Source organism: Jejuia sp. G7-7 (genome assembly GCF_055808955.1).
This window is the reverse complement of record NZ_JBVVSZ010000001.1, coordinates 1,683,485-1,697,447: the sequence shown is the minus strand read 5'-3', so window position 1 is coordinate 1,697,447 and position 13,963 is coordinate 1,683,485. Positions and strand designations below refer to the sequence as shown.

Sequence of the window (13,963 nt, the reverse complement as noted above, 5' to 3'; positions counted from 1 at the left end):
TAGTTAACTTAATTTTTAGATTTTAAAAATTTGAATAACTGTATATTTACGTGTTTTTAATTAAAATATGCAGCAAGAATATTTACCGTTTCAAAATACAGGATACTTTTCAGCTTTAATTTGTGATTATTTAGATCAGAAATCTGATTTGGAACAGTTTTATAATCGGTTTCCTAAGTTAGAAAATTTTAAAGCACAGATTGTGGAGAAACAATCTTCATTTCCTGAAGCTTCTAGAGAAGTTTTAGTTTCAGCATTAAAAAAACAATATCAAAATATTGATACCTCAGAATTAACGCTTCAGCATATTAAAAGTTTAAGTTCTAAAAATACATTTACAATTACTACTGGACATCAGCTAAATTTATTCACAGGGCCACTTTATTTTTTATATAAAATAGTATCTACAATAAACCTTTCTGAAGAGTTAAAAGAAAAATATCCAGAGTACAATTTTGTGCCAGTATATTGGATGGCGACCGAAGATCATGATTTTGATGAGATTAATTATTTCAATTTTAAAGGCAAAAAATTTCAATGGAATAGAACTGCAAGTGGAGCCGTTGGAGAGTTATCAACCAAAGGTTTAGATGAGGTTTTAGAGTTTTTTAATAAAGATTTGGGAATTGGAAATAATGCAGATACTTTAAAAACACTATTTAAAAATGCTTACTTAAATCATGAAAATCTTGCTGATGCAACTCGATTTTTGGCTAATGCATTATTTACAGATTATGGGTTAGTAATTGTTGATGCCAATGATGTAGGTTTAAAACGATTGTTTATCCCTTATGTTGAAACAGAATTGCTTAAGCAATTATCATATAATTCAGTTTCGAAAACTAATGAAGCATTATCACATATTTCTGAAGATTATAAAATTCAAGTAAACCCAAGAGAGATTAATCTTTTTTACATAAAGGAAGGTTTAAGAGAACGTATAGTTTATGAAGACGCCATTTATAAAGTTGTAAATACAGATATAACTTGGAGTAAGAGTGAGATACTAAAACACCTCAAAGAGTTGCCTGAGCGATTTTCACCTAATGTAATTATGCGTCCGTTGTATCAAGAAGTGATTTTACCTAATTTATGTTACATTGGAGGTGGAGGAGAATTAGCGTATTGGATGCAACTTAAAGATTATTTTGATGCTGTAAATGTAACTTTTCCTATGTTGCTACTTCGAAATTCAGTACTGATTAAAAGTGAAAAGCAATATAAAAAACTTCAAAATCTAAATATTTCAAATGAAGATTTGTTTTTAAAACAGCATTCTTTTATTAATAAAAAAGTTAGAGAAATATCTAATATTGATATTGATTTTTCTTCTCAAGAAAAACATTTACAACTACAATTTGAAGATTTGTACAAACTCGCAGAACAAACCGATAAATCTTTTAGAGGTTCTGTGAAAGCTCAAGAAGTTAAACAGTTAAAAGGACTCAAAAATCTTGAAAAGCGATTGTTGCGCGCTCAAAAAAAGAAATTATCTGATGAGGTTAAACGAATGACAGGTATTCAAAATGAGCTATTCCCTAATGGTAGCTTACAAGAACGAAATGCTAATTTCTCAGAGTTTTATTTGGAATATGGAGATGCTCTTATTCCTTGTCTCATTAAAAGTTTAAAACCATTACATCAAGAGTTTTCTGTTTTGACTTTATAAATTTAAAACCAAGTCTTGTAAAGAATCCTCAGTTGTAATCCCTAATTTTTTTCGTAACCTGTAACGGGCTTTCTTAATGCCTTCAGGAGAAATATTTAAAATATTGGCAATTTCCTTAGAAGATAAATTCATTTTTAATAGCGCCATTAATCGTAACTCATTAGAAGTAACTTCAGGGAATTTCTGTTTTACATTAGAATTAAAATCTTTATGAACTTGCTCAAAGTAACGACTAAAGTTTTCCCAATTATTATCGTCTTTTAAATCAAAATTAATAGTCCTAATTAATTGGTTATATCCTTTTTGAGAATTTTCTGAGGTCTTAAATTCTTTGGCTTGCTGTTTTAAGTTTTCCAACACTTCATTTTTTTTAGCCAAATGTAAAGCATGGGTGGTAAGTTCTTTTTTCTTGAAATCTAACTCTAGGTTTAGTTTTTCTTTTTCAGCTTTACTGCTTTTTAATTTTTGGCGTAATGCATAAAAACCTATCAGAGATGCTATTAAACCTAAGCCTAATAGAATTTTATAGAGTGTATCTATTTCTCCTTTTTGTTCTAAAATATCAATTTCATTTTTTTGCAATAAAATTTGTTGCTCTTTCTTTTCTGTTTCGTATTGGGTTTTTAATTCATCTATTTGTTTTGCAATGTTTTCATTGTAAATACTGTCATGAATAATTTGATATTGTCTTTGGTCTTCTAATGCTTTTGCATAATTGCCCGTTTTCTCATAAGCATAAGATCTTTTTCTATAACCATCTTCTAAAAGGTCTAATAAGCCCATTGAATCTGCCATTTTAATTGCTTGAGTGTGATTTGGAATGGCTTTTTTGAATTTACTATTTCTGTAAAGCGCATCTCCAATTTCATTATAACTAATAATTACATTGTTGGTAGAGCCTATTCTCGAAGTTATTTCATGGCTTTCTAATAGCAACTCCAAGGCTTTTTTATGGTTACCTCTTTTAGAAAATATACCAGCCATATTAGATAAGTTAGAAGCAATAAAATCATCACGTTTCATAGTTTTTGCAATAGCTAAACTATGTTGGTAATATTCTAAAGAAGTATCATAATTTTTGAGATACCAATACAAATTACCAAGTTCAATATCCATGGTGGCGATCCAAAAATCATTTTTTAAATCTTTAAACTTTTGTAAAGATTCTTGTAGAGGTTTTATAGCTTCATCATAATTTCCTCTTAGCATTTCAATTCTGCCAATGTCTCCTAACGCAATAGCTTTACCTACTTTATTTTCTGGGACTATTGTGTCTAAAATTCTGGATGCATTTAATGCTTCTTTCATGGCCAACTTAAAGTTACCAATATCCATGTAAATGGTTGATTTTCGCTGAATATTATCAACTAAATGTGCGCCGTTTTTTAGGGCAATGGCTACTTTTATACCATCATCGGCTAAATTTAAAGCTTTTTCAAAATCACCTTGAATGGTTTCGAAAATTGCATACTCATTAAGCGCCACCCATTGCATTTTTTTATTTTTAATTTTAGAAAGCTTGCTAACTGATTTTTTAAAATAATGCCTTGTAGAATCTAGGTTTGGAAGATATCTATAATAATATGCCAGATTGAGATAGCCTAAACCAATACCAGTTTCATATTTTATTTTTTTTGAAAGCGCTAAACCTAATTTTGCGTGTTTAAATGCTTCGTCAGGATTTTTATGTTTGTAAATATGAAATAGTTTTTGACTTGTTTTTGCTTTTTCAATACTTTCAGGTTGTGTATTATAAACTTGAATTAAACTATCAGCTTTTTTGTCATTTTGAAAACATAAAATACTGGCAGTAAATAGGGTTAAAAGGAACAAGTAAAAGCGTTTCATTTTGAAAATGTGGTTGATTGCTGTTAAAAATAGTTCATTATTATTTGTGAATCAAGTCTATAGCGCATAAAATGATTTGAATATTGTGTTATTAGTTATTCACAAAAAATGTTTAAAAAAGTGTCTAAAAAACAGTTAATCTACATGTGTCAATAAAAATCAATTCCTATTTTTGCGCATGCAACATGACAAGGTACTTATTTTAGACTTCGGATCTCAATATACACAACTTATTGGGCGTAGAGTTAGGGAACTCAACATATATTCCGAGATATATCCATTCAATAAAATTCCAAAAAACATAGAAGATTACAAAGCTGTAATTTTATCTGGGAGTCCAAATTCTGTGAGAGGAGAAGATGCTTTGCATCCTGATTTGTCAGAGATTAGAGGTACACTTCCAATGCTGGCTGTTTGTTACGGTGCCCAGTATTTAGCACATTTTTCAGGAGGAGAAGTTGCACCATCCAATACACGTGAATATGGTCGTGCTAATTTGTCTTTTATTAAGGGTAACGAACCATTTTTAGCACATATCCATACTGGAAGTCAGGTTTGGATGAGTCATAGTGATACTATTAAAGCATTACCAGAAAATGGCGTATTAATTGCAAGCACACATGATGTTGAAAATGCTGCTTACCGAATAGATGGAGAAGAGACTTACGCTATTCAATTTCATCCTGAGGTATATCATTCCACAGATGGGAAGCAGGTTTTAGAAAACTTTTTGGTAGACATTGCTGGTTTAAAACAAGACTGGACACCACAATCTTTTGTTGAGGAAACTGTTGAAGCTATTCAAGAAAAAGTTGGAAACGATAAAGTTGTTTTAGGGCTTTCTGGAGGTGTAGATTCTACAGTAGCAGCGGTTTTGTTAAATAAAGCCATAGGCAAAAATCTCTATTGTATTTTTGTGAATAATGGTTTGCTTCGTAAAAATGAATTTGAAAGTGTTTTGAATCAATATGAAGGCATGGGACTTAATGTAAAAGGCGTTGATGCTTCTGATAGATTTTTAGAAGCTTTAAAAGGTGTTGAAGACCCAGAGAAAAAACGGAAAGCTATTGGTAATGCGTTTATTGAAGTTTTTGATGATGAAGCACATAAACTTGATGATGTAAAGTGGTTAGCACAGGGTACTATTTATCCAGATGTGATTGAAAGTGTTTCGGCAACTGGGGGACCATCGGCAACTATTAAAAGTCATCATAATGTTGGAGGATTGCCTGATTTCATGAAATTGAAAATTGTAGAACCATTGCGTGCTATTTTTAAAGATGAGGTAAGACGTGTTGGTGCAACATTAGGGATTGATCCAGAGTTATTAGGACGCCATCCATTTCCAGGTCCAGGTTTAGGAATTCGTATTTTAGGAGATATTACTGCTGAAAAAGTAAGTATGCTTCAAGATGTTGACGCTATTTTTATTAATGGATTAAAAGAATGGGGACTTTACGATAAGGTTTGGCAAGCGGGTGCTATGTTACTACCTGTAAATAGTGTGGGTGTTATGGGAGATGAGCGTACTTACGAAAAATGTGTCGCGCTTAGAGCTGTTGAAAGTACTGATGGTATGACTGCGGATTGGGTAAACTTACCCTATGAATTCTTACAAAAAACATCAAACGATATCATAAACAAAGTAAAAGGCGTTAATAGAGTAGTTTACGATATTAGCTCCAAACCACCTGCAACAATTGAGTGGGAATAAACGTATGTGTTTTTTAGAATAAAAACGTGTCTATTTAGTTATATAGTTAGATTTTGGCATGTTATGTGTACTTAACATTTTGAATGTTTGCTGTATTGTAACCGAATAGTACATCCTAAACACTAAAAAGCGACGTATATAGACTATTTAATAGTAGTTTAGTAATAAAACAACAACAAGAATGAATAGATTTTTTTAGTCCTTGTCATTACATTAATGTTTGGTTTAACATCAGTTAATGCACAAAACTACAGTACACATCAGGTTAAAAAGGGAGAAACAATTGAACAGATTGCTAAACGTTATTTTGTGACGCCGTTTGATATTTACAGTTTAAATCCTGATGCTAAAAAGGAGCTAAAGCCAAATACTATTTTAATAATTCCTATTTCTAAAGCTAATAAGCCAAAGGTTACAGAGGTTAAGGAACTACAAGGCTTTAAGAAACATAAAACCAAACGCAAAGAAACTTTATATGGTATTTCAAAAAAGTATGGCGTTAAAGAAGATGATATTAAAAAATACAATACGTTTTTATATGCCAATAATCTTCGAAAAGGAGATAAGCTACAAATTCCGGTTTTTAAGATTACTAAAGTTGAAGAAGTTGATGAGAATCAAATATACATTGTTCAACCAAAAGAAGGAAAATGGCGAGTAGCCTATAAATTTGGAATTACTGTTGAAGAATTAGAAGCACTAAACCCAAAAATGGGAGACGTTTTACAAGAAGGACAACAAATTAATGTGCCAAATATTGATAAAGCAGAAGAGAAACAAGTAGACGAACAATATAGTTATTATAAGGTTTTACCAAAAGAAGGTTTTTATAGGCTGAAGTTAAAATTAGGATTAGAGCAAAACGAATTAGAAACTTTAAACCCTGATTTAAAAGAGAGTGGTTTAAAAGTTGGTATGATTTTAAAAATACCTTTTACTGAAGCTGAAGGAGTTATTGATGAAGAAATTGAACTCACAAATCTTAGCAGTAAAATTAATAATTCTGAGACAAAGCACATCGCATTAATGTTACCATTTAGATTAAATCGTGTAGAGTTTGATACGATTTCGGCAACTAAAAAAAGCATTGAAAAAGATCCATATCTAGACGCATCTCTTGATTTTTATTCAGGTGTACTTATGGCGGTAGATTCTTTAAAAAAATTAGGAGTATCTCTTAAACTAGATGTTTACGATACAAAATATCAAACCACAGCTGTATCAAGAATTTTAACTGATAACGATTTTGAGAATCTTGATGCTGTTATCGGACCATTGACTACTAAGAATTTTGATGTAGTTTCTAGTGAATTAAGAAAGTTTAATATTCCAGTAGTATCTCCAATTGGAACGAAATTGAAATTGCATGAAAATGTATTTCAGTCTAGACCATCAGATGGTTTATTGAAAAGTAAAATCATCAATTTTGTGAAGCAAGACAGTTTACAAAAAAACATAGTTATTATAGCTGACTCTAAGAATATGACTATTGCAAATGAGTTAAAAAGAGAATTTAATTCAAGCACAATTGTGTATTCTAGAAAAAATAAAGAAGGCAAAGATGAGTATTTTGTTACAAAAGAAGATATAGAAGCTGCTTTAAAACCAGGAGATAATATCGTGTTTCTAGAAACTCAAAATGAAGGTTTTGCATCTAACGCAACAAGTATTTTAGCATCTTCAATTCAAAAAGAAAATAAAGAAGAAGAAGAGGAAGAAATTAATATTGTTTTAGCCACTACAAGATTTAATGGTGCATTTGAAGGAGATGAAATTAATAATACGCACCTTTCTAAATTACAGTTTCATTTTGCAACATCTACTAAGAGCTATAGCGAAGACGATAACAATATTTTTGTTAAAAACTATGACCGAATTTATAATGTAACTCCAAGCAGACGCGCCGTAAAAGGTTTTGATTTAACAATGGATGTAGTGTTACGTATGGTAACTTCTGATGATTTATTTATGTCTGTAAACAATGCGCCTTTAACAGCGTATGTAGAAAATAAATTTGCTTACAAGAAGAAGCTTTTTGGCGGATATTTTAATGATGCTGTTTATCTTGTCAAATACGATGATTTAAAAATTGTTGAAATTGAGTAATAAGCATAATATCTGAGCGTTCTATAGTTTTACCGAATAAATTTCAAATTAATAGAAAGAGTGCTTAAAATTTACTTAGGGTTATTATGTCTATTTTTATGTGTTCAGAATTCTAATGAACCAGTAATTTCTTGGAACCAATCGTATAAATTATCTTGGAATGACTTTAAAGGAAAGCCTAGACAAAATGTAAATGCAGTAGCAACCACAGCATCAGGAATAACATTTGGGTTTTCGATACGGCAAAGTGATACACGTATTGTTAGTTTTACTACTGAAATTTATGCTCATTTTTATCCAGAGCAATCGTGGTATAAAATAGAAAGAGCCGATAACCATATTTTAGGGCACGAACAATTGCATTTTGATATTACCGAATTGCATGTCCGGAAATTCAGAAAGAGAATTAGTCAATTAAAAGTATCACAGCAAATCAAAAAAGAATTAAATAGTTTGCATAAAACGATTAACAAAGAATTGGCTGCCTTTCAGAATAAGTACGATTCCGAAACAGATTTTTCTAGACAAGCAGAAGCGCAATTAAAATGGCAATTGTATATCGAGGAAGAACTCAATAAACTCGATGCTTTTAAATCAGTTGATTAAACGAATGCTTCCAGATAAACAATTTTTGATAGACTTGGCTCATACTAAAATGCCGTATGGTAAATATAAAGATCGATACTTGATTGATTTACCAGAATATTATGTGGTTTGGTATCATAATAAGGGTTTTCCAAAAGGTAAATTGGGAGATATGCTTACCCAAGTTTATGAGTTAAAATTGAATGGCTTAGAAGAATTAATTCGAAATATAAGGCAACAATATCCTAAAAAGTAATTGAGATAAATTATGGCTTGGATCGTTTTCTTTTTTTAGAATTAAGATTTTGAATGATAAATCTGTTCTTTTTTCTGATTACAATATTTATCTTTAGCCAATGCAAGAAAAATCCACCTCGTTTTCAATAAAAAATTGGAGTCAAGACGATCAACCTCGTGAAAAGTTGTTATATAAAGGTAAAGCAGCTTTAAGTGATGCTGAATTGGTAGCTATTTTAATAGGTTCAGGGAATAGAAATGAAAGTGCAGTAGCTTTATGTAAACGTATTCTTGCTAGTGCAGATAATAACTTAAACGATTTAGGTAAACTTTCTATTAAGCAATTAATGGAGTTTAAAGGTATTGGTGAAGCTAAAGCGATTACTATAGCAGCTGCCATGGAATTGGGACGAAGACGAAGAGGAGAAGCAGCTCTCGAAAAGAAAAAAATCACTTCTAGTACTTCGGTTTTTGAATTGATGCAACCGGTAATAGGGGAGTTAGCACATGAGGAGTTTTGGATTATTTATTTAAATAATTCCAATAAAATCATTCAAAAAAATCAATTAAGTAAAGGAGGTATTACTGGAACTTTAGTAGATGTTAGGCTGGTTTTAAAAAATGCCTTAGAAGTTGGAGCAGTAGGTTTAGTATTAGCGCATAATCATCCGTCAGGTACTTTAAAACCAAGTGAAGCCGATAAACAAATTACTCAAAAATTAAAAACTGCAGCACAAAGTTTAGATATAAAGGTGCTAGATCATCTCATAATTACCGAAAAGGCTTATTTTAGTTTTGCAGATGAATCATTATTATAAAATTCCAAAAATTAGAAACTAAATTCCAAAATGGTCCATATTGGAATTTGGAATTTTTATATTGGAATTTATTTTTAAGATGTTACTAGTATATACTCATAAAATATCACCAAGAATAAAATATGTTTTTAAGCATATTTGCACTCGTGTACTAGGAATTAAAGTTGAGTTTACCACAAAAATAGAAGAATTTATTGCCCACGATAGTTTAAAAATGTCTTACACCAAACAGCATTTGGGTAATGAGTTTTTTATCAAAAGTCATGAAATTTTATTTGAACAAGGATTGTCTGATGTAGAAATTAGCATTCAAAAATGGGAAAATACCAAATGCTTTTTTTCAATGGAGATAAGAGCGCAATGTCTTTTGATATTTTTGCGGCATCATTTTATATGCTGTCTAGATATGAAGAGTATTTGCCACAGGTAAAAGACGAGTATGGACGGTTTTTAGCAACCCAAAGTTTAGGCTTTAAACATGATTTTTTGCACCAACCAGTAGTTGATATTTGGGCTTATAAATTTAAGGACGCTTTACAGAAACAATTTCCCGATTTTATTTTTCCAGAAAGAAGCTTTAGTATCAAGCCTATAATTGATGTTCCAAGTCCGTATGCCTATAAAATGAAAGGTGTTATGAGAACTTTAGGGGGTTAACTAAGGACTTTTTTAGGCTTAGACTAAAACAATTTTATATTAGATTTGTTGTGCTTTTTGGTTTTAAACATGACCCTTACGATACGTTTAAATATATTATTAACAGACAAAAACATTCCGAATTTAAGTTTTTAGTATTCTTTTATATTGGTGCATATTCAACATTTGATAAAGGTATAAACATCAATAAGCGAGGTTTTACATCTCTTATAAAACACATTGCTGATTATTGTGATGTAGGCCTTAAAGCTTCTTATTTTTCTGTTAACGACGTAGAACTTTTAAAAAAAGAAAAACGCCAAATGGAAGAGGTTATTAATACATCATTAAAAGCTTCACGTTATTCTTTTTCAAAATTTAACCTGCCAGAATCTTATCGGAATATGGTACAACTTGAAATCATGGAGGATTATACAATGGGATATGTGAATCATATAGGTTTTAGAGCAGGTTCTTGTACCCCTTTTTTATTCTATGATTTGGATTATGAAGTGCAAACTCCACTAAAGATTTGTCCGTTTCATATGATGGATTTTACTTTATTAAAACACACATCATTATTAGATAAAAAGAAAGCCCTAAATACTATTATACATGAAATTAAGAATGTAAATGGCACATTTGTCCCAATATTTCATAATTATACATTTAGTAGTAATTCTCTATGGAAAGGATTCAAAGAACTTTTTAATATTATTTTAGACTCAACAAATGAAGAAAATTAACGGGATAACCGATGTGTTTTTTGATTTAGACCATACACTTTGGGATTTTGAGAAAAACTCAGCATTGACTTTTAAGTATATTTTTAAAATTAACCAAGTTGATGTTGATTTGGATGAGTTTTTAGAGTACTATATTCCCATTAACTTTGAATATTGGAAGTTATATCGTGAAGAACGTATTGAAAAAGAAGCGTTGAGATTTGCAAGATTAAATGAAACGTTTACAGCATTAAATCAATCAATTTCAAAGGAAATAATAAACAAACTTTCAGAAGATTATATTGCTCATTTAACGGTTTCTAATTTTTTAATTGAGCATACTATTGAAGTTTTAGAGTATTTAAATCAGAAGTATAGATTACATATTGTTACTAACGGATTTGATGAGGTACAACAAGGAAAGTTAGATAAGTCAAATATTTCAAAATATTTTAAAACTGTTACAAATTCTGAAATTGCTGGTGTTAAAAAACCAAACCCTAAAATTTTTCATTTTGCATTAACTCAAGCTAATGTAGAAGCTAAAAATAGTATAATGATTGGAGATAGTTTTGAAGCTGATATACAAGGTGCAATAAACATTGGAATGGATGCTATTTTTTATGAACCCAAACCATCTGAAATAGAAACTGAGGTAAAAAGAATATCAAGTTTAATCCAACTTAAGGAATTACTATAAAGCAATAAGAATTAAAATCAATACGTTTTTATTAAACTATGATTCAAAAAATATTAAAATATTTAAGTTATGGAGTAATACTACTTTTAATAATTGGATGTACAAAACCTATAGATTTTAATCAAATTGAAGATTTAACCTTGTTGCCAGTTATAGAGTCTAGTATTATTTTTTACAATGCAAGCGCAGGAGATTTTTTTGTTGGCGGTGTAGAAGAAAACCTTGCTCAAGATTTTGTTTTTATTGATGTTTTTAATAACAGTTTTGTTCAAGATAATTTAGTAAAAGCAGAATTTGTATTTGAAACCAAAAACTCAATAAATAGAGCATATAATTTACAATTAGATTTTTTAGATGACAGTAGTGTGTTATTAGAGTCGTTTAACATACGTTCCTCGGCATCGCCAAATAACGAAGTTATTACTACAGAACATTCTGAAATTTTTGAGGGCGAAGCTCTAGATAATATAAAACAATCAAGAATATTGGTATTTACTTTGGCAATGCTTCCTGGATCTCCAATTAATCCAAATTCCCCTGGAGAAATAGATTTAAAGTCTAAAGGGATATTTCATTTAAGTTTAGGGGAATGAATCTAAAAAAAACACCTTATTTATTAGTTTTCATGGTTGGGATATGCTTTTCTCAAAACAAGCAGATTCTTTATGGGTTTTCAGAAATACCTCAATCTTTAATGTTGAACCCCGGAGGGAAAGTACATAACAAAGGTTACTTTGGAATTCCATTACTATCTCATTTTCACATTAATGCAGGTTCATCAGGTATTTCTGCTTATGATTTGTTTGCTGATGATGGCGTAGATTTTAATGCGAAAATCAGACTAGCAGTAAATAATTTAAAGCCTAACGATTTTATGACTGTTACGCAACAGTTAGAACTATTTTCTGGAGGTTTTAGATTTGGAAAAACTTATGAACAAAATGAATATTTAAGTTTTGGATTATATCAAGAGCTTGATTTTATTGGATATTTTCCTAAGGATTATGCTATTTTGGCTTTAGAAGGTAATCAAAGTAATATTGGTAGACCTTTTAAACTAAACCATTTAAATTTTAGTACCGAAGTAATTTCCGTTTTTCATGTTGGCTATAATAAAAAAGTAAACTCAAAGTTTACTTATGGATTTCGAGGAAAAATTTATTCCAGTATTGCAAATATTAATTCTACAAAAAACGAAGGACGATTTACAACTATTCGCGGAGGTAATAATATATATCAACATGTTTTTGATTTGAATTTAAGTGCGCGAACTTCAGGAATTGCTAGTTTAATTAATGATGATAATTCAGATTTTGATAAAGACATAAAAACATTGCGTAAGCGGGTTTTATTTGGTGGAAATCTTGGTTTAGGTATTGATTTTGGAATTACCTATAAAATAACTGATCAATGGACTTTTGATGCTAGTCTAATTGATATTGGTTTTATACGGCACACAAAAGATATTGAAAATTACGAATTGAAGAATGATTTTGTTTTTGAGGGTGTAGACCCCATTTTTCCAGAATCTAATGGCAATCAAACAGCCGATGAATATTGGAGTGAAATAGAAGAAGACTTCGAAGAACTTTTTACTTTGGATACAACAACTGCCAAATACACCACTTGGCGTCCTGCAAAATTTAATGCATCTCTTAACTATGCCTTTGGAAAGAAAAAAAGTAAAGATTGTGATTGTTTATTTGATGAAGGTGGATACCTAAATGCAGTAGGGGGTCAGTTATATGCAATAAATAGGCCTAGAGGGCCACAACTGGCATTAACTGCATACTATTATAGACGTCTCTTTAAAGGATTGAGAGCCAAAGCAACATATACTGTAGATTCTTATTCTTTTAATAATATTGGACTAGGAGTTTCTGCCCATATAGGTGGTGTAAATATGTATATCATGGCAGATAATTTTTTACAATATAAAAACATATATGATGCACAAAGTGTATCTTTACAATTAGGATTAAATTATATCTTTAAAAATGAAGACTAAAATATTTACCGCTCTTGTAGCTTTTTTTATAGTTTCTAGTGTTTTTGCACAAGCAAATCTAAACAATTACAAATACGTCATAGTTCCCAAAAAATTTGATTTTTTAAAAAATGAAAATGAATACCGTTTAAATGAACTAGCTCAATTTTTATTTAAAAAGTATGGATTTGAAACAGTTATGGCAGGCAGCGAATACCCAGAAGATTTAAAACTTAATAGATGTCTAGCATTACGTTCAGATGTATACAGAGAATCTGGGATGTTTAAAACCAAGCTTCATGCTCAATTAAAAGACTGTAATGATAAAGTAGTGTATACTTCTCAAACTGGAGAGAGTAGAGAAAAAGAATATAAATCAGCATATACAGCTGCTTTACGTGAGACTTTTAAATCTTTTGCAACTCTAAACTACAAATATGAACCTACTGAAATAATGGTAATTAAAACTCAAAAGGTAGGAGAAGCAAAAAATGAAGTGTCACAAGAAATTCAAAAATTAAAAGAAGAAATTCAATCACTTAAAGCGAAGGAGCAAAAAGAAGTAGCTCAAGTAAAAGAACCAACCGCTGTAAAAGAATCAATTCAGGAATCAGTTAAAGAAGTTAAAACTGAAGTTAAGAACATAGCAAAAAAATCAACTGAAATACCGTCAAGTGTTTTATATGCTCAAGCAATCGATAATGGGTTTCAATTGGTTGATAGCACTCCAAAAGTAGTGTATAGGCTAAAAAATACAGGATTAAAAGATTTATATTTAGTAGAAGGCAAAAGTGCTATAATTTATAAAAACGGTGATATTTGGTTTTTAGAGTATTATGATAACAATACTAAAAAACTCGAAGAATTAAATATAAAATTCTAAATAATTAGTGTTTAATCCAAAATTGACTTTGCGTTAGGGATTGAGTATTGAAAGC

The 13,963-nt window shown here is 30.4% G+C and carries 11 protein-coding genes and 1 pseudogene; 11 read left to right on the top strand and 1 reads right to left on the bottom strand.

Going from position 1 to position 13,963, the window contains the following annotated elements; translation table 11 throughout:
* The first annotated feature begins 67 nt into the window (after positions 1-67).
* On the top strand, positions 68-1,669 hold the full coding sequence (bshC, locus tag AC0L5U_RS08335; RefSeq protein ID WP_473415790.1) for a bacillithiol biosynthesis cysteine-adding enzyme BshC: 1,602 nt from the start codon (positions 68-70) through the stop codon (positions 1,667-1,669).
* On the opposite strand, the gene AC0L5U_RS08330 is transcribed toward bshC, so the two are convergent.
* Positions 1,664-3,517, bottom strand: a complete 1,854-nt coding sequence (locus AC0L5U_RS08330; RefSeq protein WP_473415788.1) for a tetratricopeptide repeat protein — start codon at positions 3,515-3,517, stop codon at positions 1,664-1,666. The genes bshC and AC0L5U_RS08330 overlap by 6 nt on opposite strands.
* Before the next feature lie 178 nt (positions 3,518-3,695).
* Between AC0L5U_RS08330 and guaA the strand changes: the two genes are divergently transcribed.
* The 10 genes and pseudogenes from guaA to AC0L5U_RS08280 all read left to right on the top strand — a co-directional run bounded on the left by guaA (position 3,696) and on the right by AC0L5U_RS08280 (position 13,908).
* On the top strand, positions 3,696-5,231 hold the full coding sequence (guaA, locus tag AC0L5U_RS08325; protein WP_473415787.1) for a glutamine-hydrolyzing GMP synthase: 1,536 nt from the start codon (positions 3,696-3,698) through the stop codon (positions 5,229-5,231).
* A 216-nt stretch (positions 5,232-5,447) separates the two neighbouring features.
* Entirely contained in the window at positions 5,448-7,337 is a 1,890-nt protein-coding gene (locus AC0L5U_RS08320) for a PBP1 and LysM peptidoglycan-binding domain-containing protein (protein WP_473415786.1), read from the top strand.
* Between the two features lie 60 nt (positions 7,338-7,397).
* The gene (locus AC0L5U_RS08315; protein ID WP_473415785.1) at positions 7,398-7,943 is read left to right on the top strand and encodes a DUF922 domain-containing protein; all 546 of its coding nucleotides are present in this window, start codon (positions 7,398-7,400) and stop codon (positions 7,941-7,943) included.
* Between the two features lie 4 nt (positions 7,944-7,947).
* On the top strand, positions 7,948-8,178 hold the full coding sequence (locus tag AC0L5U_RS08310) for a DUF3820 family protein (protein ID WP_473415784.1): 231 nt from the start codon (positions 7,948-7,950) through the stop codon (positions 8,176-8,178).
* Positions 8,179-8,278: 100 nt separating this feature from the next.
* Positions 8,279-8,977, top strand: a complete 699-nt coding sequence (gene radC, locus AC0L5U_RS08305) for a RadC family protein (RefSeq protein ID WP_473415783.1) — start codon at positions 8,279-8,281, stop codon at positions 8,975-8,977.
* 79 nt (positions 8,978-9,056) lie between these two features.
* Positions 9,057-10,359: pseudogene (locus AC0L5U_RS08300) on the top strand (polysaccharide deacetylase family protein).
* Positions 10,346-11,038, top strand: coding sequence for a YjjG family noncanonical pyrimidine nucleotidase (locus AC0L5U_RS08295; protein WP_473415781.1), 693 nt, complete (start codon positions 10,346-10,348; stop codon positions 11,036-11,038). Before AC0L5U_RS08300 ends, AC0L5U_RS08295 begins: the two are co-directional and overlap by 14 nt.
* Positions 11,039-11,076: 38 nt before the next feature.
* Entirely contained in the window at positions 11,077-11,631 is a 555-nt protein-coding gene (locus tag AC0L5U_RS08290) for a hypothetical protein (protein ID WP_473415779.1), read from the top strand.
* Entirely contained in the window at positions 11,628-13,046 is a 1,419-nt protein-coding gene (locus tag AC0L5U_RS08285) for a DUF5723 family protein (protein WP_473415777.1), read from the top strand. Before AC0L5U_RS08290 ends, AC0L5U_RS08285 begins: the two co-directional genes overlap by 4 nt.
* A complete protein-coding gene (locus tag AC0L5U_RS08280; protein WP_473415776.1) occupies positions 13,036-13,908 on the top strand; it encodes a hypothetical protein in 873 nt (290 codons plus the stop codon). The genes AC0L5U_RS08285 and AC0L5U_RS08280 overlap by 11 nt, the downstream gene beginning before the upstream one ends.
* Positions 13,909-13,963 lie beyond the last annotated feature (55 nt).